Source organism: Dactylosporangium sp. NPDC049742, assembly GCF_040674675.1.
GTDB lineage: Bacteria > Actinomycetota > Actinomycetes > Mycobacteriales > Micromonosporaceae > Dactylosporangium > Dactylosporangium maewongense.
In genome coordinates this window covers 41,148-63,507 of the sequence record NZ_JBFANF010000057.1, presented here as the reverse complement: position 1 = coordinate 63,507, position 22,360 = coordinate 41,148, and the positions used below count along the sequence as shown (strand labels likewise).

The 22,360-nt window shown below is 70.0% G+C and carries 8 protein-coding genes and 1 pseudogene; 3 read left to right on the top strand and 6 right to left on the bottom strand.

What is annotated here, in order from left to right:
- Positions 1-42: 42 nt before the first annotated feature.
- Positions 43-6,258 (bottom strand): RHS repeat-associated core domain-containing protein, encoded by a 6,216-nt coding sequence (locus tag AB0J72_RS44875; protein WP_363411461.1) that lies wholly within the window; start codon positions 6,256-6,258, stop codon positions 43-45.
- 822 nt (positions 6,259-7,080) lie between these two features.
- Here AB0J72_RS44875 and AB0J72_RS44870 point away from each other — a divergent pair.
- Positions 7,081-7,462, top strand: a pseudogene (locus AB0J72_RS44870) (hypothetical protein).
- 58 nt (positions 7,463-7,520) lie between these two features.
- Here the strand turns inward: AB0J72_RS44870 and AB0J72_RS44865 are convergent.
- From AB0J72_RS44865 to AB0J72_RS44850, 4 genes are all read right to left on the bottom strand, one after another.
- Positions 7,521-11,396: a ThuA domain-containing protein gene (locus tag AB0J72_RS44865; protein ID WP_363411459.1), complete on the bottom strand. Its 3,876-nt coding sequence runs from the start codon at positions 11,394-11,396 to the stop codon at positions 7,521-7,523.
- Positions 11,397-11,756: 360 nt separating this feature from the next.
- The gene (locus tag AB0J72_RS44860; RefSeq protein WP_363411457.1) at positions 11,757-12,686 is read right to left on the bottom strand and encodes a hypothetical protein; all 930 of its coding nucleotides are present in this window, start codon (positions 12,684-12,686) and stop codon (positions 11,757-11,759) included.
- Complete coding sequence (locus AB0J72_RS44855) at positions 12,683-14,641, bottom strand: amylo-alpha-1,6-glucosidase (RefSeq protein WP_363411455.1); 1,959 nt, start codon at positions 14,639-14,641, stop codon at positions 12,683-12,685. The genes AB0J72_RS44860 and AB0J72_RS44855 overlap by 4 nt, the downstream gene beginning before the upstream one ends.
- Positions 14,638-17,280 carry a glucosidase gene (locus tag AB0J72_RS44850; protein WP_363411453.1) on the bottom strand — a complete coding sequence of 881 codons (2,643 nt, stop codon included), beginning with the start codon at positions 17,278-17,280 and terminating at the stop codon, positions 14,638-14,640. The genes AB0J72_RS44855 and AB0J72_RS44850 overlap by 4 nt, the downstream gene beginning before the upstream one ends.
- A 111-nt stretch (positions 17,281-17,391) precedes the next feature.
- Here AB0J72_RS44850 and AB0J72_RS44845 point away from each other — a divergent pair, with 111 nt between their 5' ends.
- Positions 17,392-19,011 (top strand): HDOD domain-containing protein, encoded by a 1,620-nt coding sequence (locus AB0J72_RS44845; RefSeq protein ID WP_363411452.1) that lies wholly within the window; start codon positions 17,392-17,394, stop codon positions 19,009-19,011.
- A gap of 648 nt (positions 19,012-19,659) precedes the next feature.
- Positions 19,660-20,433, top strand: a complete 774-nt coding sequence (locus AB0J72_RS44840; protein WP_363411450.1) for a tetratricopeptide repeat protein — start codon at positions 19,660-19,662, stop codon at positions 20,431-20,433.
- A 459-nt stretch (positions 20,434-20,892) separates the two neighbouring features.
- Here AB0J72_RS44840 and AB0J72_RS44835 read toward each other — a convergent pair whose 3' ends face one another.
- A complete protein-coding gene (locus AB0J72_RS44835) occupies positions 20,893-22,290 on the bottom strand; it encodes a trehalose-6-phosphate synthase (protein ID WP_363411448.1) in 1,398 nt (465 codons plus the stop codon).
- Between the last annotated feature and the right edge of the window lie 70 nt (positions 22,291-22,360).

The window sequence follows — 22,360 nt, the reverse complement described above, 5'->3', positions numbered from 1 at the left end:
TTCCCGGCATCGCCGAGATCCCAACGGGGCCGCGAAGGCGGGCTAGAGTCCCTTGAAGTAGCGCCACCCGACCGAGCCGTCCGCCAACGGGAAGAAGACCAGGAGCTCGACATTGGTCGGCAGCAACTCGTTCAGGTTGGGCCCGCAGTAGTCACATGGCCCCTTGCCGACCAACTTGTCCATGTAGAGCTTGCCCCGCATGACATCCGGATTGGCGTGGAACCACCGCACCACCTGCATCTCGGGGTGGTGATCGAAGCCGCTGGCCATCCCAGGAACCTTGTCCAGTTCAGGAATCAGCCGGTTGGGGTGGCCACTCATCAGCTCGCCGTAGTGGCCGTCGGCAAGGAAGATGCCGGCCGCCCGATTCGGCTTGTCCCGCCCCATACTTGCCGCCTTGGCGACGAGCGCCTCCTTGCTGGCGGTCTGTGCCCATGCCGCCCTCGCCGCCTGCGCGGCGGCCTTCTCCGCGCCCACGCCGGGTATCGCGCCGAGCACATCCGCGCCGATGCCGACGATGAAGAAGGACCAGGCTGCCCAGCCGGCGTTGTACTCCTCGTTGTGCACAAAGGTGTAGGCACGGTCGCTGACCGCCACAGTGGCAGTGAAGGCGCCGGTTGCGAGGCAGCCCACGCCGGTCACGCAGGCGACGACGCTCGCGACCGCCAGGCCGGCAATGACGATGCCCTTGTTGTCGTGCCACCACTGGCCGACGCTGTGGCAGTCCTCGCCGAAGAACCCGCACTTGGGCGGTTCCGGCTCGACGAAGTCGGTGATGCACTGGTCCTGCGTGCCGTGCCCGAACAGGGTGGACGGGCCGAGTTTGGGATCGACCCACACTGCCTTGATCAGGGAGGGCTTCGGGCCCATCGGCACGATGGTGCGCAGGACCAGGAAATAGAACAGCAGTGGGTTTCCGATGCCCATACTGATCCATCCGCCCGGTGCCTGGCACCGACCGTCGCTGGAGCACAGGATGTACGTGTCGTACTCGTCGTGGATCCGGAAACCGTTGCGGGTCCAGTTGGTCGACCAGTGCCCGACCTTGCGGTAGCTGTAGGTGATGCCGCCACTGCCACCGTTGTCGTGGCTCAGGCCCGACGGATCGGACATGGTGGTGGGGTTGTTGTTCGCGTATGCGTAGCCGTTGAAGGTCTGCGCATCGGCGCTGTTGAACTGCGGGTCGACGGTGACGAACCGGCCGAGGCCCGGGTCGTATGGGCGTGCCCCGACCTGCACGAGACCGGTCGTCTCGTTGACGCCACCCACGAAGCCGCGAGTCGTCGGCCAGCTGGGATCTGCCCCGCGGACGGCTCCGAACGGCGTGGTCCGCCGCTGTGTCTTGGACAGGGTTGCCGCGACGAACGTCAGGTTGCCGGTGCCGTGCGCATCCGATGTGACCCAGCAGAGGCCGGCGGCACTGGTGCGCACGGCGTTGCCGGAATATTGCCGGGTTGTGGAGACGACGTTGCTGTTGGAGACGTGAATCTCTTGAGGGCCGAGGTACAGCGTCGTGCCGGTGCTGTCGTGCGTGATGAGCCGGCCGCCGTCGGTGCCATAGATGTAGCTCGCGGCGACATTGTTGGTGTCCGTGACGCCCGCCAGATGCCCTTCGGCGTCCCAGCTCAGCGTCTGCTCCGGCTTTCCCGCCGGGGCCCGGGTCCGCATGTTGCCGGCCACGTCGTAGGCGTACGAGCTGGTGCTGTTGCCTGCCGCGCCGGTCACCGTGACGCCGGTGACCGCGTGCGGGCGCGCCGCGGTGGCCACCGGGTACGCGTACGTCGAGGTGGTGTCGCCCGCGGCGGTCCGGACTTTCTGGGTGAGCCGGTTGCCGGAGGAGTCGTACGTCCACGCCTGCCAGTAGGGCGATGGGCCACCGAGCTGAGCCGCCGTCACCGTGGTCGGGTCGGCGGCACACGTGCCGCTGGCCGGAGTCCAGGCGTTCGTCAGTCGCTGCGCGTAGTCGTACTTGAAGCACTGGTTGTCGTCTGGACCCGCGCCGTACTGCGCCGTCAGATCCTTGATGGAGGTGACGTTGCCCGCGTTGTCATAGTCGTAGTACGCGTCCTGGAAGACGTCGCCCGTGTCGTTGTCATAGATGCCGTGCTCGAGCAGACGCCCGGTCCCAGGTTCATAGGACCAGAGCTGGGCCAGGTTCTTGGCGCCCCCGTCGTTGAACAGCGTGCCCGTCATGCGTCCGAAGGCGTCGTACGTCGTGTCGGCGACGTAGGACTGCAGTCCGGTGAGCGTCTTGAGCAGACCGGCGCTGTTATAGCCGTAAGTGAGTGTCTCGGACGGTTGCGACCCGGCGCCGCCACCTCCGATCGCCGGGAGTGTCGTGGTGGCCAGAGAGCCGTCGGCGTTGAAGGTGCTCGAGCTCGAGTATGAGCCGGCCACAGCGCCTTCGCTCGCCGGGATGGTCACCGTCAGGCCCGCCGGCTGATAGCCGCTGCTGTATGCGGTGATGGTCGACGTGTACGCGTTGCCGTTGACGTACCGGGTGCTGCTCGTGACGTGGCCCTTGGCAAGGGTGTCGTAGGTCGTATCGGTGAGCTTGGTACCGGTGGCCTGGTCACCCTGGTAGGTGGCGATCGCACGGCCGGTCGCGTCATAGACGTTGGTGAGCGTGACACCACTACCGTCGGTCACCGTGAGCTGGCGGCCCGCATCGTTGTACGTGTAGGTGCTCGTTCCCCGGTCCGGGTCGATCGTCTTGATGTTGCGGCCGAGAACGTCGTACTCGAAGCTCCAGATGGAACCGGCCTCGTCCTTGATGGTGGCCGGGTATCCACGCTTGTCGAACGTGTATGTCGTCTTGTCGTACGCGCCGGTCGGCGTGTTGCCGCGGTACCGGCGGATCTCCGTCACCTGACCGAGGACGTTCCTCGTGGTCCGGCTGGCCGAGCCGCCGACAGGGACGGTCTGGTCGGAGTAGTCACCGCCGAACGTGGTGGAACTCTGCCACTTGTCCACGCCGTTGACCTGGAGCTTGACGGCGGAGGCCCGGCCGGCGTTGTCATAGGTGATGAGGTTGCGGCTCGGGGTGGGACTCGAGGGCACGAACAGGGTCCCCCATGAGACGCCACTCTGGAAATACGCGTCGTTGCTCTGGACCGTCCGGCCACGCGAGTCGTAGAAGTTGTCGACCAGCACGACGCCGCCGCCGACGGCCGGGGACTGGACCTGCCGTGGACGCAGCAGCGCGTCGTACAACTCGTAGGAGGTGGAATAGCCGGTGCCGTCCGTGGTGAGCACGGACGTGGCGGTGCTGGTGATGGTGTTCGAACCGCCGACGACGTAGGTGTACTTCTTGCTGGCCGTCTGCGTCGCCTTGTCGCGGCCGGGAAGCCACACCGCCGTTGCCCGGCCCAAACCGTCATACGTGGTCTCGGTCCGGCGACCGTTGGGGTCGGTTTCGGACAGGGAGCCGCCGTAGCCGTCGTCCAGCGTCGTGGTCGACAGCCAGCCCGCCGCGTTCGTCGTCGTCACCGTCGTGGGCAGCGCCCCGGTCGCCGGCGAGTAGCTGGTGGTCGTCGAATCATCGCCGGTGGATGCGAAGGTCAGCGTGCGGCCGTGGGCGTCGTACGTCGCGGTGCTGTGTGTGGTGTAGACCGGGCTGCCCGCAACCACGTCCTTGACGTGCTCGGCCGCCGTCGCGTCGCCCTTTGTGATCACACCGTTGAACGTGGCCGCGCCGTCGAACCGGGTACGAACTTCGGAGATCAGGTCCGTGGTCAGGTTCGGTGTCGCGGCGCAGGACGCCGCCACGACACGCTTCTGGGCGATCGCGGACTTGATCGCGCCCGTCGGATGCGTCGCGTACGTGACCGTCGTGCAGCGGTCGTCGTCGTTCTTCGACGTGTCGTTGCTGTCAGCGACCTTGACAACGCGGCCGATCGGGTCGGTGACGCCGGTCTCGGTGTCGAAGGTGTTCGTCGACTGCATCGTCAGCCAGCCACCGGCGGCGAGTGCGACCTTCTGGGTCGTCGAACGCAGGCCGGTGAGGTACGCGGTGATCGTGATGCCGTTGCGGGTCCGGGTCGCCGTGGGACTCGACTCCCACGGTTCGTAGACGGTCTTGGAGAGCACTGGCGCGCTGTCGCCGACGCCGTTGTAGACAATGGACTCACGGACGGTGCCGTTGCGCCAGTCCTCGTCGTTGATCGCCAAGCCGCCGAAGGTCGTGTCGGCGGCGATCGTCACGGTGCGGGTACCGGTCGAGGTCTTGTCGCCGTGCATCCCACGGAAGTAGACCGAATCCGACTGCTCCTGGGCCGAACTTGCGGCGCCGTGCAGCGTCCGGACCCGCTCGTAGCCACGCCACTGACCCCAGCTGCGGTGGTTGGCCGGCGTGAGCTCGGAGTTGTCGTAGTGCCAGGCCGGCGAGCCTTGGTACGTGTAGGTGGTCTCCTCGGCCGGGGCGTGACCGGTGGGGTCGGACACCGTCACGCCGGTGACGACGTACTTATGGAACCAGTCGAACGTCGCAGTGGCGGTGCCGTACGGGGTCCAATAGACGGGGAAGCAGCGTTTGGTGTTGTTGTCCGCCGACGCGGGCATGTTCGAGCCGACGACACATTCCGGCTGCGAATAGGTGACCGCCGTGACGGCGCCGCTCTCGTTGACGATTGAGGAGATGCGGAACCGGATGATCGGGTTCTTGGTCGGTGAGGTGTCGACGCGATTGCTCAACTGGACGCCGGTGAAGGTGATGTCCGGCATGGTCGTGCTGGTCCCGGCCGGCATGTTGTTGAGACCGGCATGGGCGATGCTGTTGAGCCAGAGCGTCTTGGCGTGACCGTCGCCTGGGTCCTTGAAGACGTGGTTGAGCGTCCATCGTTCGACGTCGCGGAAGCCGGTGCCACTGCGCACCTGCGTGGTGATCGTGGACAGGCGCTTCTGCGTGAACAGCGCTGGCGAGAACACGCCACCGCATGACGTCGTCGAGTCGCACTGCTGGTCCCATGGGACGTCAGGCCAGTTCGACGGGTTCGTCTGCACACATCCTGAGCCGGGAGTCACGCATCGGTCGGCGAGCCCGAAGGCCACCCGCGCCGGCGCCGGATCGGTGGAGTAGATGCTGTCGACCCCGTTGTCCTGCCGCGTGCCGTAGTCAATGTGGTCGATGTGACCGGCCCGGACGTACGTGGAGACCGTGCTGGGCGTGACGTTGCGGGCATAGTGATTGAGCTGCTGGGCGTACCACAGTGACATGCTGTTGCCGTGCGGGTCGATGACGTAGTCGAGGTTCCACGCGTACGCCTGGTCGCAGGAGGCGTTTGCGAACGTCGCGTTGTAGCAGGGTTCGCCGCTGTTGTTGCCGAACACGGGCACGGTGAACACGGACTGGGTGACGCTCTTGCCGCTGCTCCACCCAGGAAGCCTGTTGAGGCCGAAGAAGTACTGCCAGCCGTCGGCGGTGGTGACCTTCCAGTACTCGCCGTTGCGGGCTCCGTTCGTCGCTCCGGTCAGCCGCTCGACCAGCGTGCCGTCGTCGTCCTGCAGCTTCCAGCGATCCGGTGAGGTGGAGACCTGGATCAGCTCGCCGGAGTGGCCCGAAAGACTCAGGTTCGCGTTGTCGGTGCCCCAGCACAGGTCGCCGATACCGGTCTTGCCGTCGTCAGCGCACGCGGGGTACACCCGGTTGACCTGCCCCGGGCTGAAGTCGAAACCGTCGCCGATCCAGGAGGGTTGGTTGTTCGACGCGGCCGTCTTGCCATCAAGTGATTGCGCGGAGTACGAAAGCCCAACCGAGGGGCTGGGGCCGTTCAGCGCGGCAGGCGTCCGAATCGGGTACGACCAGGAGAAGTCACCCGACTGGCCGCCTGCCGTCCAGGACGCCGTCGGTGAGAAGGGTCCAGCGCTGTAGTCGCCTCCACCGCCGGACGACTGCGCCGACGACGCCAGTGCAACCATGGCGCCCGACGGAACTGACGCGGCGCTCTTCGCCGAGTTGCCGCCGCTCGCCGCCGTGGCCAACGGGACCGTGGCCGTCACCGTGCCGCGGGCCACATCGTTCATTGAAGGCAGGTCCGATGCCTGGCATTCGGGAGCCTGCGGCGTACGCAGCGCGCACTCGGGGAGGCTGACGAGCCGCAGGCGGCTCGCCCAGTCACCGCCGTAGGCGTCGCGGAAGCGGCTGTAGTCGATCTCCGCTCTGATCTTGGTGGCCGTGCCGGGACTGGCATCCGAGCGGGTCAGCCGCACGACGAGCGACCGTCCCGAGGTTTTCGCCGTGGCGCGATCCAGCACCTGCACGCGCACGGAGTCGGGTCCTGTGTCGATCTGACGGGCGGCGTTCCCGCCGCCGAACGCCACGCGGGCAATGCGCAGGGGTGCGGAGGGGACTACTTCGCCCGTCCGGGCTTCGGCATCCACAAGGGACGACGGCGTGGGAGCAGGCAGGGTGACCGTGCTGTCGATGGCGGCCGGCCACTGGACGGCAGGCGCAGACTGCATGTTGTTCTTCGCGGTCGGGTCGCCCGCGGCGCCCGCCGCCTTGACATAGCTGCCCGGCACCGACGCGACAGGCGCGGATGGAGTGATGCGCTTCGGTGGTGCCGCAAACCCCGGGACCTGAGCGCCAATGGTTGTCGTAACCACCACGGGCAGGGTGAGGGCGAGAATCCGTCGCAGCATCCGGATGCCCGCCCGTCGAGTTCCGATCGTGCGAGCCAATGGAGGCGCTTCCGGCTGGCGCCGCAACCGCGCATGTTCGACGGGCGGCAGCAGTGTGCCATCATGCGGCCGAGATGTCCGCCGGTTGTGGACGGCACGCAATACGGCGCGCATACAACACCCCCCATGACTGTGTACGACGACGGCAATCTAGGGCACGCAGCCAGCCCACACAACAAGGCGGCAGAAGCGACGGCGGCCAGGTAGTACGTACCGTCACCACACCTGTCGCAACCCTCAGGCCACCAACAGGCACAGTCACACACGGCTATCACCGGCCAGTCAGCCATGAAGAGTTTTCATCTACAGAAAGTTATGGCGACCGACGGGCTCACCGCCCGCGGTCACCTCGACGGCGATGAGCTCCAGCACCTGAGTTCGCCACAATGCGGGTCGGCGAGAATGATCGTCATGACTGTCCGGTACGACGAGGTGCTCGGGGCCCTGCGCACGGCGTACGACGCGGGTGCGGCACGGCGCGACGGGTTCGTCAAGGAGCCGTGGAAGCTGGCGGAGCGTCAGGCGTTCGGGGACCGGCTGGCGGTGGGGGCGCGGTTGCTGGAGATCGGCGCCGGCACGGGGCAGGACAGTGTCCACTTCCAGCAGGCCGGCCGAAGGTCCGATCGCCGGCGATGAGCACGTGCCGCCGCGCTTCTTCTCGTGGCGCACCGACGAGCAGCTGCTCGGCTTCGCCACGGCCTGGTTCGACGTCGTCGACTTCCACCCCGTGGACGCCGGTGGGGGCCGGCGGTTCCAGTCGCTGACGCTGTGCCGGCCCGGATGAGAACAGCGGGCGCGGGGACCGCCGACGATCCCCGCGCCCGGTTGTGCCGTTCAGACCGCTAGCTGGCGTACACCTCGAACTCCAGCAGCGAGTAACCCCACGCCGTGGCGCGGGTGGTGCCGTTGATGCGCACGTAGCGGCCCGTGGCGGCGAGGCCGGTGTTGTCGTCGACGCCACCGTCGCCGCCGGTCACGGAGCGGACCGTCGTCCAGTTCGTCCCGTCGGCCGAGGTCTGGATCTGGTACGCGGACCCGTACGCGGCCTCCCAGGTGAGCTTCACCCGGCCGATCGCGTACGACTGGCCGAGGTCGACGCGGATCCACTGCGGGTCCGCGAAGGCACTCGACCAGCGGGTGGTCAGCGAGCCGTCGACGGCCCCCGACGCCGGGGTCCCGGCGTTCTCGACGCTGGACGCCGTCGCCGGCTTGTTCAGCGCGAGGTTGGTGGCGGGCGGCTGGGTGACCGTCCCGCCGTACACCTCGAACTCGAACAGCGAGTAGCCGTAGGCCGTGCCGCGCGCGGTGCCGTTGATGCGCACGTAGCGGCCCGTGCCGGTGAGGCCGGTGTTGTCGTCGACGCCACCGTTCTCGCCGGTCACCGTCTTGATGGTGGTCCAGGTCGTCCCGTCGGCGGACGTCTGGATCTGGTACGCCGAACCGTATGCCGCCTCCCAGGTGAGCTTCACCTGGTTGATGGCGTACGACTGGCCGAGGTCGACCCGGATCCACTGCGGGTCGGAGAAGGCGCTCGCCCACCGCGTCGTCAGCGAGCCGTCGACGGCCGCCGACGCCGGGGTGCCGGCGTTCTCCACGCTGGACGCCGTCACCGGCTTGTTCAGCGCCAGGTTCGACGACGGCGGCTGGGTCGTGCCGGAGTTGAACGTGAAGTCGTCGATGTCGAACAACGACCCCGCGCCGCCGGTGAACACCAGGTACAGCTGCTGTGTGCCGGCCGGTGGGCTGATCGTCCCGGTGACGTCGGCCCAGGTCTCCCAGCCGCCGGTCGGGGCGACCTGCACGGTGCCGGCCACCGGGCCGGTCGGCGAGCCGGTCCGCACGGTGATGGTGCCGCCGGTGCCGGCCGAGGCGACCCGCGCCTTGATGCTGTTGACGCCGGCCAGGTTGTACGTGTTGAAGGAGATCCAGTCGCCGTTCTCGATGTACCCGACGGCGTTGCCGCCGTGCGCGCTGGCCTTGGCGGCGAGCTGGACGCCGTTCATCGTGTTGTAGTGCTCGGCCTGCCGGGTCCGCGGCTGCAGCTGGTGCTGGTCCTGGACCGCGGTGCCGCTGACCGGGGTGTACACGGCGGCCATGACCCCGAAGATGTTCGAGCTGGGGTCGTGCTCACCGTCCACTGTGGTCTGGATCGACCCGGTGCAGCCGTTCTTGCTGGTGATCGGGTGACCGTGACTGTCGTGGCCCAGGACGTAGTTGACCACGACCCGGTTGCAGTCGATGGTGCCGGCGTTCGGGTCGGTGACCCTCACCTCGAACGGCACCAGGTCCCCGAACTGGAACACCGAGCCGTCGGCCGGGGTGATGAGCTGGATCGTCGGCCGGCCGACCCCGACGACGACACTTGCCGTCGCGGTTCTGCCGCCGGTGTCCCGCACCGTCAGCGTCGCGGTGTACTCGCCGTTCGTGGGGTACGTGAACGTCGGGTTGGCCGCGGTGGAGTCGGTGCTGCCGTTGGTGGTGAAGTCCCAGGCGTACGTGATCGCGTCGCCGTCGGGGTCGTTGCTGCCGGCCGAGCTGAACTGCACGGTCAGCGGTGCCGCACCGGAGGACGGGGTCGCCGCCGCCTGGGCGATCGGTGACCGGTTGCCGCCGCTGTTGTACTCGATGCGGTAGAGCGCCGAGTTGGCGTCGCCGCCGAACCAGGTGGTGCCGTAGTCGAGCACGTACAGGGCGCCGTCCGGCCCGAACTCCATGTCCATGATGGCGGTTCCGGTCCACGGGATCTGGGTGATCGCGCCGGCCGTGCCGTTGGCGTTGATGGCGGCCGCCTTGATCCAGCGGCTGGTGAACTCACCGAGGAAGACCTGGCCGTTGTAGGAGGCCGGGAACTTCACGTCGGAGACCAGGTTCGGGTTGAAGTTGTAGACCGGGCCGGCCATGGGGCCGCCGCCGCCCAGCTCCGGCCGCCACGGGCCCTGTCCGCCGTACGGCAGCCAGGCGGCCTGCGACGCCGGCAGGGTGGTGATGCCGGTGTTGTTCCGCGAGTTGTTCGTCGGCCCGCCGGCGCAGTTGTACGGCCCGGACGACGGTCCAGTGGGGAACGTGTACTCCTGGTACGGGGTGTTGTAGTTGGAGCAGTACGGCCAGCCGAAGAAGCCCGGCTGGGTGATCCGCTCGAACGAGACGGTGCCCGCCGGTCCGCGGTTCGGGTCGGCGGAGCCCGCGTCGGGGCCGTAGTCACCGAGGTAGACGACCCCGGTGGCCTTGTCGACGCTCATCCGGAACGGGTTGCGGAAGCCCATGGCGTACACCTCGGGCTTGGTGTTCGGCGTGCCCGGGGCGAACATGTTGCCGGCCGGGATGGTGTATCCGCCCGTGGCGCCCGGCTTGATCCGCAGCACCTTGCCGCGCAGGTCGTTGCTGTTGCCCGAGGTGCGCTGCGCGTCGTAGGCGGGGTTGCGGTCGGCCCGCTCGTCCAGCGGCGCGTAGCCACCGGAGTCGAACGGGTTGCTGTCGTCGCCGGTGGACAGGTACAGGTTGCCGGCGGCGTCGAAGTCGATGTCACCGCCGACGTGGCAGCACAGCCCACGGCTGGTCGGCACGTCGAGGATCGTCACCTGCGAGTTCGGGTCGATCGTGTAGTCGTCCCGCACGGTGAACCGGGCCAGCTTGTTGGAGCCGTTGAACGGGGCGAACTGCGCCGCCGTGCCGGTGGACGGGGCGTCGCCGGCCGGGGTGCTGAGCGGTGGCGCGTAGTAGACGTACACCCACTTGTTGGTGGCGAAGTTCGGGTCGGCCTTGATGCTCTGCAGACCCTCCTCGTCGTGGGTGTAGACCTGCAGCGTCAGGGCGACCTTCGTGTTGCCGTTGACGTCGGTGTACCGGATGACGCCGTCGCGCGCGGTGTGCAGCACGCCCCGGTTCGGCAGGACGGTGAGACCCATCGGCTCGCCGGTCTCCGCCACGCCCTTGGCCAGGTTGACCTGGTTGAACGTGCCGGCGGCCGACTGCACCGAGCAGTTGCCGAGGTTCTGCGCGGCGTACTTGATGCCGCCGAGCAGGTGGGTGCGGAAGTTCGCCTCGGTGTAGCTCTCCTGGGTGTGGCCGAGGCCGGTGTACCAGGAGCGGCCGCCGTCGTAGGCGCGGCACCACGAGATCGGGTGGTCACCGTTCATCGTGCCGCCGGTGTACGTGGCCTCGTTGAGGTTGGCCAGGACGTGCACCTGCGAGCGCGGGTTGGTGCGGTAGTTGTACAGCTCGTCGGTGCGGTTCCAGTTCGCCGGGATGCCGGCGTTGGACGGGTGCGCGGTGTCCTCGATGCGCACCGTCACCGGCTGGATCGCCGGGTGGCTGGAGAAGTAGGCGCCGACGAGGTTGCCGTACCAGGACCAGTCGTACTCGGTGTCGGCCGCGGCGTGCACGCCGACGTAACCGCCGCCGGCGCGGATGTAGCGCTCGAACGCGGCCTGCTGGTTGGCGTCGAGCACGTCGCCGGTGGTCGACAGCCAGATGACCGCCTTGAAGCGGGCCAGGTTCGTGTCGTTGAACTGCGTCGCGTCCTCGGTCGCCTCGACCGTGAAGTTGTTCTGCGTGCCCAGTTGCTGGATCGCGGTGATCCCGGCGGGGATCGCGTCGTGCCTGAACCCCGCGGTCTTGCTGAAGATCAGCACCGAGAAGTCGGCCGCGAATGCCGGGGCGATGTTGAAGCCTGCCGCGGCGAGCACGAGGGCGACGCAGAGCAGCACTCTGCGGAACATGATCGGTTGCACCTCTCCTACGAAGAAAGCAGCGAACGACGTGCGCCGATCACGTCCGATCCCTGATGGGGCTTCCGGCATGCGGGCACGGTGAAGCGCCGCCCGCTCCGGCGGGTGGATGGGGTGTCACACGGGCGTCGATGCCACGCGAAGGGCCGCACACCATGCGCCTCGCCGAAGGTCACACGGTGCCGCGGTGGTGTCCGTCGCCATTGGCGGTGGCGATCGGACCTGTTGGGGGGCGGGGGTTACTCCTTCCACCCCGGCGGGCGCCTCAGAGAGCGCTCTCTCACCAAGGTGCCGATCAGTTAAGCAGACTCGCCACCCCCTGGCAACGGTTCTGCATAGACCATCGTTTATTCAGTCGGCGGCCTGCGCCGACGGCGCCGGGATGACCCGCAATGACCAGGTCATCGAGAACCATCCTTTGTCCTCGTCGGCGACCGCGAGCCGGGTCCCGTCGGCGTTGAACGCCACGCCCAGGAAGCGCCCCCGGGCGATCCGCTCGAACTGGCCGCCCTTCACCAGCCACACGCCCGCCTTGCCGTTGGCCTCCCCGGCGAGCACGATCCGGTCGCCGTGCACGGTCAACGCCGAGGGCGCCTGCACGGCCCGGGCCACCGTCCGCGCCGGCCCGTGCCCGACCCGCCGGCACACGGAGTAGACGGGGAAGACGGACTCCGGCCCCGGCGCGTCGGTGCCGCACCGGGTGGTCAGGTAGACCAGCGACCCGTCGGCGGCCACGTCGCCGAGCATCGCGTCATGCTCGCCCAGACACGTCGACGGCAGCTCCCCCGCCGGACGGTTCTGCGGGCAGGAGGGCGTCGGGTAGTACACCGTGCCCTCGCCGCCGGACCAGGCGACGCCGCCGGAGTGACCGACCTTGCCGACGACGGCCGACCGCCCGGTGTCGGCGTCCCATCGCACGACCGCCGCGGGGGCGTCGGCGCCGGTGCCCCGGCAGGACATGACCAGACCGAGCTCGTGACCGCTGACCGCCAGGACCTTCCGTAACCTGGCCTTCAGCCCGCGCGGGTCCGGGCAGTCCGGGTGCTCGACCGTCACCTGTTCCGGACGGCCGCCGGTGCGGACCCGCATCAACCGCGGCGGGGTGTCGGAGTCGTCCTGGAGCTGCGCGAGGTAGTAGACCGTGTCGCCCACCCAGACCGGGCTGGAGTACTGATCCGCGTTCGACGAGACCAGCTCCTGCCCCCGCCCATTCGCACAGCCGGCGGCGGTCGCGAGCCCGAGGACCGCGACCGCCGCGAGAATGCGTCTGAGGATCGTCACCGGCCCACCCAGGTACCGCCTTCCAGGGCGCGGGCGCGTAGGAGCTCGGCGACCGACCATGCCTGGAACGGGCAGCCGGTGGCGGCGTGCGGCGCGTCGCCGTCGGCGGTCTCCGACACCGAGCCCAGGCCCCACTCACTGAGGTGCAGCTCCAGGCCGTCCAGGACGCCGGTGGTGTCGGCGCCGGTACGGCGGGCGGCGTCGACGAACGGGCCGATCAGCCACGGCCAGACGGTGCCCTGGTGGTAGGCGTGGTCGCGGTCCGCCGGGCCGCCGCGGTGCCGGCCGTGGTAGCCCGGGGAGCCCGGGGCGAGCGACCGCGGGCCGATCGACGTCAGCAGCGTCGCCCGGCACAGCTCCACGATGTCCGGATCCGCCGCCGGTACGTGCGGCAGCCCCACCGCGAGGAGCTGGTTGGGCCGGATGGACGGGTCGTTGCCGGCCGGACCGTCGACCACGTCGTACAGGCCGAGGCCGTCGGGGCGGGTGAAGCGGTGCTCGAACGACGCGGCGGCCCGCGACGCCGCCGCGGACCAGTCGTGCCCGCGGCCGATCCGGTCGAAGAGGGCGGCGGTGCTCGCCAGGCCGTTCACCCACAGGGCGTTGATCTCGACCGCCTTGCCCTGGCGTTCGGTGACCGGGACGCCGTCGACGCGGGCGTCCATCCAGGTGAGCGCGAACCCCGGCTTGCCCTGCATGAGCAGGCCGTCGGCGGGGTCGGCGGCGATGCCGAACCGGGTGCCGCGGCGGTGCAGGTCCAGCACCTCGTCCATGGCCCCGGCGAGGGCGGCCACGGTGTCCAGGTCGCCGGTGACCTCGGCGTACCTGTCGATGGCGCGCAGGAACCACAGGGCCGCGTCGGCGGTGTTGTACTCGAGGGTGCCGGTGTCGGCGGTGTTGGCGAGCATGCCATCGGACACCGTCGCGCCGGCGCGGAGCAGGACGCGGCGCGCCTGCTCGTGGCGGCCGGTGGTGAGGAACAGCCCCTCGAACGACGTCATCAGGTCGCGGGACCACTCGCCGAACCACGGGTAGCCGGCGACGGCCGACGGGCCGGTCGGCGTCTCGATGACGAACTGGTCGGCGGCGATCGCCAGCTGCCGCCCGACGGCGTCGCCCCCGCCCAGCGCGACGGCACGGCGCCGGGCCGCGGCGACGATCTCCACCGCCGACGGCGTCTCGCCGTCGATGAACGCGGCCGGCATACCACCGGCGAAGGTGGTCGGCACCGCGCCGGCGGCCGGCTCCCCGGTCGCGAACGCGGTCACGGACGCGGTCTCGCCAGGTGCGAGCGTGGCCGTGAAACAGCCGGCGGCCCACAGGTCCTCGTCCGGGTTCAGCCCGCGGGCGGCCTCATCGCGGGCGTGCACGCCGCGGTACCACTCGCCGCCGGGCCGCCACGACGGGCCGGCGACCCGGTACACGCCCTCGAACTCGAAGCCGCCGGCGACCGGCGTGACCTGCGGGTCGCCCCACGCGTGGCGCTCGCCGTGCGCGTCCCGCCAGGTGCACAGCGGGGTGAGCTCGAGCTCGACCGGGCGCGGGGCGCGCAGGACGCGGAACACGACACCGACCGCGGACCGGCCGTGCGCCATCGCGATCTCCCGCTCCAGGACCACGTCGCCGAGGTCCCAGCGCCAGCACGGCACGCCGTCGGTGAGCCGGAACTCGGCGAGGTGCGTGTGGCCGGCGGGGTCGACGGCGCCGCCGGCCCACTCGTCGGTGGCGAGCCGGAAGACCCGCTCGCCGGCCCGCACGACCGGGTCGAGCGCGGCGAGGCCGAGGCTCCGGGAGGCGGCGCCGGGCGCCGCGACCACGAGCAGGCCGTGGTAGCGGCGGGTGCGCAGGCCGGCGACGGTGCCCATCGCGTAGCCGCCGAGGCCGTCGGTGACCAGCCACTCGCGGCTGGCCGCCGCGTCGAGATCGCCGCACACCTGGCGGCCGAACCTGATCATGAGTGGACCTCCACCTGGTGCGCCGACGGCCGCGCGATCATCTCCGCCAGCAGGCCGGTCCAGCCGGTCTGGTGGGTGGCGCCGAGGCCGGCGCCGTTGTCGGCGTGGAAGTACTCGTAGAACAGCAGGTTGTCGCGCCAGTGCGGGTCGTGCTGGAACTGGTCGATCCAGCCGAACGCCGGCCTGCGTCCGTCGGGACCCCGCCGGTACAGCGCCAGCATCCGCTGACGGAGGTCCTCGGCGATCTCACCGGCGGTGCACTGCCGCCCGGACCCGGTCGGGTACTCGATCTTCACGCCGTCGCCGAGGTGTGCGTGGTTGTCCTCCAGGGTGCGCATGACGAGGTAGTTGAGCGGCATCCACAGCGGCCCGCGCCAGTTGGAGTTGCCGCCGAACATGCCGGTGCTCGACTCGGCGGGCTCGTAGCCGACGGTCGCGGTCCAGCCGGGCAGCTCGACGCTGAACGGGTGCTCGGCGTGCCACTTCGACAGCGCCCGCAGCCCGTACGGCGACAGGAAGCTCTCCTCGTCGAACAGGTGCGGCAGGATGCGCCGGGTCCGGCCGTGCGCCGCGACCCCGACGCCGACCGTGCCGTCGGTCCCCGGCACCACCTGATGCTCGGGCATCGCGGCGAAGCTCTTGGACAGCCGGCGGACGCGGGCGAAGACCTCCTTCGGCAGCGCCTTCGTGGCGAACAGCGGGATGACGCCGACCATCGACCGGACCCGCAGCGGCTCGCTGCTGCCGTCGGGGCGGCGCAGCATGTCGTAGTAGAAGCCGTCCTGCTCGTCCCACAGGTCGTTGTCGTGCATCGCCTCGGAGATCAGCGCGAAGTGTTCGAGGAACTTCACGACGAGGTCGTCGAACGCCGGGTTCTGCGCGGCCAGCTCGCGGGCCATCTCCAGCAGGTTCAGGCAGTAGAACGCCATCCACGCCGTCGCGTCGGACTGTTCCAGGCGGTACCCCGGCGGCAGATGCGAACGGTCGATCGGGCCGATGTTGTCCAGCCCCAGGAACCCGCCCTCGAACAGGTTCCGCCCGTCCTCGTCCTCGCGGTTGACCCACCAGGTGAAGTTCAGCACCAGCTTCGAGAAGACGCGGGTGAGGAACTCCAGGTCGCGCCGGCCGTCGATGTTGTACACCTGCAGGGCCGCCCACGCCTGCACCGGCGGGTTGAGGTCCTCGAACGCCCACTCGTACGCGGGGATCGCGCCGTTGGGGTGCTGGAACCACTCCCTGCACAGCAGCAGCAGCTGGTACTTGGCGAACTCCGGGTCGAGGTGCGCGAGCGCCACCGCGTGGAACGCCGAGTCCCACGCCGCGAACCACGGGTACTCCCACGGGTCGGGCATCGACATGATGTCGGACGCGTCCAGGTGCCGCCAGCCGGCGTTGCGGCCGTGCTGCCGCCCCGGGGGTGGCGGCGGCTGCCCCGGGTCGCCGCTGAGCCACTTCGCCACGTCGTAGTTGTAGAACTGCTTGCCCCAGATCATCCCCGCGAAGCCCTGCCGCATGATCATCGCGTCTTCGTCGCTGGTGCCGGCTGGGGCGAGCTCGGCGTAGAAGGCGTCGGCCTCCTGCTTGCGCTGGTCGAGGACCTGGTCGAACGCCGGCCCGAACGCGTCCGGGGCGGCATTCGGGGCGAGCCGCAGCGACAGCTCGACCGTCTCGCCCGGGGCGACCGTCACCTGGTACCAGAACGCGGCCTTCGTGCCCTCGTGCGCGGGGTTGACGGTGGCGGCGCCGTGCACGACGTGGTCGTTGATGCCGTCCTTGGGGAACGCCGCGCCGGACGGCATGCCGTAGAGCCGCTGCGAGTTGGTGTCGTTGTCGCAGTACAGCTGCCGCGGCATCGACCCGTCAGGACCGGGTGCCGCCTGGAGCACCATCGAGCCCATGCCGATCGTGTCGCCGCCCGCCGTGGCCAGCCGCGGCTTCTCGCCGCCCTCCTCCCACGACCACGTGTTGCGGAACCAGACGGTCGGCAGCACGTGCAGCGTCTCCGTCTCCGGGCCGGGGTTGGTGATCCGCACGCGGATCCGCATGTCGTCGGGGTCGGCCTTGGCGTAGTCGGCCTCGACGATCCAGAACCGGTTCTCGTCGAAGATCCCCGTGTCGAGCAGCTCGAACTCCGGCTCCTCCCGCGAGCGGCGCCGGTTCTCGCTGAGCAGCTGCTCGTACGGGAACTCCCGCTGCGGGTAGTGGTACCGCCAGCGCAGCCACGAGTGGCTCGGCACCGCGTCGAGGTACCACCAGTACTCCTTGGCGTCCTCGCCGTGGTTGCCTTCGTTGCCCGTGAGGCCGAAGATGCGTTCCTTCAGGATCGGGTCGCGCCCGTTCCACAGTCCGAGGGCGAAGCACAGGCGCTGCTCCACGTCGCAGATGCCACCCAGGCCGTCTTCGCTCCACCTGTACGCCCTGGACCGCGCGTGGTCGTGCGGGAACGCCTCCCATGCGGTGCCGTCGCCGCTGTAGTCCTCGCGGACGGTGCCCCAGGCTCGCTCACTGAGGTACGGTCCCCACCGGTACCACGGATTGGCGTGCTCCTTCAGGCCGACCGGTGCACGCTCGGCGTCGGCTGGTGTCTGGTCGGGGGTCTGAAGGGGAGTGGCCATCCGCTCCCGCTCCGGATTGCTCATGCTGCCAGGACACCACCGGGACCCTTCGGTGGCGTCACCTCCCGCGCGCGACCGGGTCCGTATTCCTCCGTTTTGCGGTAGTCAGGGGGATTTCCGGGCGAAGATGACGGGGTGAGCCAGCCTGACGACGAGCAGCATGTGGTCCACGTCGGCCGGCAGCCGATCTACGACCGCGACGGTGCCGTGGTCGCGCACGAGCTGCTGTTCCGCGCCGGCGCGACCGCCGCGACCGCCGCCCGCCGCGACGCGCACGCCACCGCCAGAGTGCTGGTCGCGGCGTTCACGGAGTTCGGCCTCGACGAGGTCTCCGGCGGGCAGGTCTGCTTCATCAACCTGACCCGGGACTTCCTCACCGGCCATCTGCCGCTGCCGTTCGACTGCAGCCAGGCCGTCCTCGAGGTGCTCGAGACCACCGACGTCGACGAGGAGGTCCTGGCCGGCGTCACCGCCCTGCACGAGCAGGGCTACACCATCGCCCTCGACGACTTCGTCTTCGGCACCAGCCACGAACGCCTCCTCGACGTCGCCACCTACGTGAAGATCGACATGCTGGACACCGACGAGGCCACCATCCGCGCGACCGTCGTCAACTGCCGCCTGCACGCCCACCTGCAGCTCATCGCCGAACGCCTCGAAACCCCAGAGGCCCTCGACCTGGCGATGTCCCTGGGCTTCGAGTTCTTCCAGGGCCACGTCCTGGGCCGCCCGCACGTCAGCTCCACCGTCGCGCTCGCCCCGTCCCGCCTCACCCGCCTGCGCATCATGGCCGCCCTCAGCACCGACGACGTCGACGTCGACTCGCTCGTCCCCCTCATCGGCCAGGACGCCAGCCTCAGCCTGCGCCTGCTCCGAGCCACCAACGCCGCCTCCTTCGGCCTCAACCGCACCGTCTCCTCCATCCGCGACGCCGTCGTGGCCCTCGGCCTGACCCGCCTGCGCCAGTGGGTCACCCTGATGGTCGTCGCCGACATCACCGAGGCCGACCCCGAACAGCTGAGCCACCTACTGATCCGCGCCCGCTGCTGCCAGCTCCTCGCCGAGGCCGCCTCCCTCCCCGGCGAACCCGCGTACATCGGCGGCCTCCTGTCCGCCGTCGCCGACCTGTTCAACGAACCCACCACCCGCATCCTCAACGGCGTCCCCCTCGACCCATCCCTCACCGCCGCCCTCCTCACCGGCGCTGGCCCCCTGGGCCAGGTCCTCACCACCGTCCGCGCCTACACAACCCCCACCCCCTCCCCCTCCGGCCTGTCCAACGCGTCAGGCATGTCCGGCCACTACGGACTCACTGGAAGCACCGAACCCACCGAGATCGCCGAACCCGCCGTGAATGCCCGACCCGCCGGGATTGCCGAACTCACCGGGGGTGCCGGACCCGTCGAGCTCTCTGGACCTGCCGCCTCCGAGAGACTCGTTGGAGCTGCCAGACCTGCCGGACGAGCCGAACCTGCTGAACCTGTTGGACCCGGACTCCATGACCCAGCTGAAAGCGCCGGCCGTGCTGGAAGCGCAGGCACAGCTGGGAACGCCGGTCCCACGGCCGAACCTGCCGAGTCCGCTCACCCGGCCGGAGCCGCCCCGCCGGCCCCCACAGACGACCCCGCCGCGCTGGCGTCCTTCTACCTCGCCGCGGTCCGCTGGACGAACACCACCCTCAGCGAACTCGCCAACGAGTTCCGCCACCCCCAACCCGCCAACCACACCACCGCCCCAGTCCCCCAGAACCGCTGACGCCCGCGCCTCCAGACGACACCCCACCCACTGCCACACCCAGCTACAGCACCACCGCACCACCCCGGCTCCGTCACACGACAACCGTTGCCGCGCTCGGCACAGCAACATCCATTCGCCGCACCGCCACACCCGGCCGCCGGCGCCGGCACATCGGCCCCGGGGCCGTCACGCGACAACCGCACAGCGCCCGGCACAGCCGCACCCAGCCGCAGCATCGCCACACCCCGCGGGGGCCGCCGCATCGACCCAGGTCCCGTCCCGCGACAACCGCACAGCACTCGGCACCGCCACAACCAGCCGCAACACCGCCCGGGTCCATCGCACGACAAACCCGCACGGCACCCGCCACGCCCGCACCCAGAAAAAACAGCGCAGCCGGCACCCAGCCGCGGCACCACGGGACCATGCGCGACAACCACACGGCGCCAGCGCCGCCACACCGGCCGCGGTGCCGCCGCTCCCGGCTCGGGGCGGCGCGAGGTAACCGTGCGGCGCTCGGCTCGGCTGCGCCCAGTTGCTGGACGGCCGCAGCGTCGGGATGCGGACTCGAGCCAGCCCGGCACGGCGCGGGGCCAGCGCGGGGGCAGCGCGGGGCAACAGTGCGGCGGTTGGCGGGGATGCTGGCGGTGGCGGGGGTGCGCGACGATGGCTGGTGTGAGCCGAAGCTCTTGGCGCCGCTGGCTGCGACCCGACCGTGCCGCCGCCGCTGCCGACCAGCAGCCGGCCGACCAGCCGCCTGCCGACGAGGGTGAGGCCGAAGTGTGGCACCGGCGGGCCGTTGCCGCCGATCCCGGGCGCACGCTGTCGATGGTGAAGCTTGCCGACCTGTTGCGGAAGCGCGGTGACGGGGTCGAGGCTGAGTTCTGGTATCAGCGCGCCGCTGACGCTGGTGATCCCTTCGCCATGAGTACGCTCGGCGATCTCCATCTGGACCGTGGTGACCAGGCCGGGGCCGAGAGCTGGTTTCGCCGTGCCGCCGGCACTGGCTACGTCGTCGCCATCTGCAACCTCGGCGACCTCTACCGGGGGCGCGATGACCCGGCCGAGGCGGAGGCCTGGTACCGGCGTGCCGGCGACGACGAATACGCGATGAGCCGCCTCGGCAGCCTCTTCGCTCACCTCGGTGACGCCGGCCGGGCCGAGACATGGTTCCGCCGCGCGGCGGAGGCCGGCAGCACCTACGCGATGGACAGTCTCGGCGGGCTCCTCCGCGACCGTGGCGCCGTCGACGAGGCCGAGCGCTGGCTCCGCCGGGGCGCCGAGGCGGGCAACGACTTCGCCATGTGCAGTCTGGGTGAGCTCCTCCGCGACCGCGGCGCTGTCGGCGAGGCGAAGCGCTGGCTCCGCCGGGCGGCCGACGCCGGCAACGCCCGCGCCATGTCTGCCCTCGGTGACCTCCTCGCGGGCGGCCAGGCATGACCGCATGACTGCCAAGTAGGACACCACTGCCGAACGACCGGCACCATCAGGTCCAGCGGAAGCCGAGCCGGACCACGGCGGCGACGCGGGCTCGCCGGCCAGCACCCGGGCGTTGCGCAGGCGGGTCAGCTTCGCCGCGTGGCGGGCCCGCAGCCCGTGCGCGCGGGCCTCGGCGAACTCCGCCCTGACCCGGCGCTTCTCCTCACGCCGGCGCTCCCACGCAGCGGCCGACGCCGCGAGCCGAGCCTGCGAGTCGATCGAGCCAGGGACCGTGGAACACCCGGAATCTGGGGCTGACAAAGAAAAGTAGGGTCGTGGCACGTGCCGCCTCCCCCCGGTAGGCGCTGCCCCACCATTCTCCCAACTCCCCAAACCCCCGTCCAGCGCGCACCTGCCACATGACTCAACGCTGCCCCAACCGTTACACTCCGACGTGCAAGCACCCAGGGTGCGGCCCGGCTAGTGGTGAACGGGGACGCCGAGGGCGTCCAGGAACTCGCGGGCCCACTGGTCGACGTCGTGGGACTGGATGCGGGCGCGCATGGCGCGCATGCGGGTGGTGCGGTCGGCGGGTGGGGCGGCCAGGGCGGCGAGGATGGCGCGCTTCAGGTCCTCGACGTCGTGCGGGTTGGTCAGGAACGCCTCGTCGAGCTCGGCGGCGGCGCCGGTGAACTCGCTGAGGACCAGGGCGCCGAGGGCGTCGCGGCGGGCGGCCACGAACTCCTTCGCGACGAGGTTCATGCCGTCGCGGAGCGGGGTGACGAGCATGACGTCGGTGGCAAGGTACAGGGCGACCAGCTCCTCGCGGGACCGGTTCTGGAAGAGGTAGTGCACGGGCATCGTGCCGACCTCGCCGAACTCGCCGTTGATCCGGCCGACCTCGCGCTCGACCCGTTCGCGCAGCTGCTGGTACTGCGCGACCCTCATGCGGCTCGGGGTGGCGACCTGGACCAGGACCACCTCGTCGCTGGACACCGCGCCCTCGGACAGCAGCTCGCCGAACGCCTCGACGCGCTGCTCGATGCCCTTCGTGTAGTCGAGGCGGTCGACGCCGAGCAGCATCCGCCGGTCGCCGCCCAGCTCGGAGCGCAGCCGGCCGGCCGCCTCCTGCACGTCGGGCGACGCGGCGAGCCGGTCGATCTCCGTGATGTCGATGGAGATGGGAAACGCGCGTGCCACGACGGTGCGGTCCTCGTACACCACGGAGTCACCGGACGGGTGGAGGCCGAGGAGCCGGTCGGTGAGCTGCAGGAAGTTCTGCGCGGCGAGGGGGCGCTGAAATCCGACCAGGTCGGCACCCAGCAGGCCGCGCAGCAGCTCGGCCCGCCGCGGCAGCTGCATGAAGAGCTCCACCGGCGGAAACGGGATGTGCAGGAAGAACCCGATCCGCAGGTCCGGACGCAGTCGCCGCAGCATCGCCGGCACGAGCAGCAGCTGGTAGTCGTGCACCCACACGCTCGCACCCTCGGCCGCGACGTCCGCCGCGGCGTGCGCGAAGCGCCGGTTGACCTCCTCGTACGACTCCCGCCAGTCCCGGCGGTGCACCGGCTGCTCCACGAGGTCGTGGAACAGCGGCCAGACCGTCGAGTTGGACTGGCCCTCGTAGTAGCGGTCGACGTCCTCCGCGCTCAGCGGCACCGGGCGCAGCTGGATGCCGTCGATCTGGACGGGCGCGGTGTCGTCGTCGGTGGCGCCGGTCCAGCCGACCCATGCGCCGCCGGAGCTGCGCACGATCGGCTCGAGGGCGCTCACCAGCCCGCCGGGGCTGCGCGTCCACTGGGTCTCGCCGTGCTCGTCGGTGGTGCGGTCGACGGGTAGCCGGTTCGCCACCACGACGAACGAGTATCCGTCAGCCATACTCCTCGGTTTACCGCACGGGCCGCACCGGAAACCGGGAAGCCCGGAATTTCCCGCCGCCGCTGTACCA

Excerpts from the sequence above, each read along its gene's own strand:
- AB0J72_RS44850 (WP_363411453.1), bottom strand. The coding sequence starts at position 17,280 with ATGAGCAATCCGGAGCGGGAGCGGATGGCCACTCCCCTTCAGACCCCC.
- AB0J72_RS44865 (WP_363411459.1), bottom strand. The coding sequence starts at position 11,396 with ATGTTCCGCAGAGTGCTGCTCTGCGTCGCCCTCGTGCTCGCCGCGGCA.
- AB0J72_RS44835 (WP_363411448.1), bottom strand. The coding sequence starts at position 22,290 with ATGGCTGACGGATACTCGTTCGTCGTGGTGGCGAACCGGCTACCCGTC.
- AB0J72_RS44840 (WP_363411450.1), top strand. The coding sequence starts at position 19,660 with ATGGCTGGTGTGAGCCGAAGCTCTTGGCGCCGCTGGCTGCGACCCGAC.
- AB0J72_RS44855 (WP_363411455.1), bottom strand. The coding sequence starts at position 14,641 with ATGATCAGGTTCGGCCGCCAGGTGTGCGGCGATCTCGACGCGGCGGCC.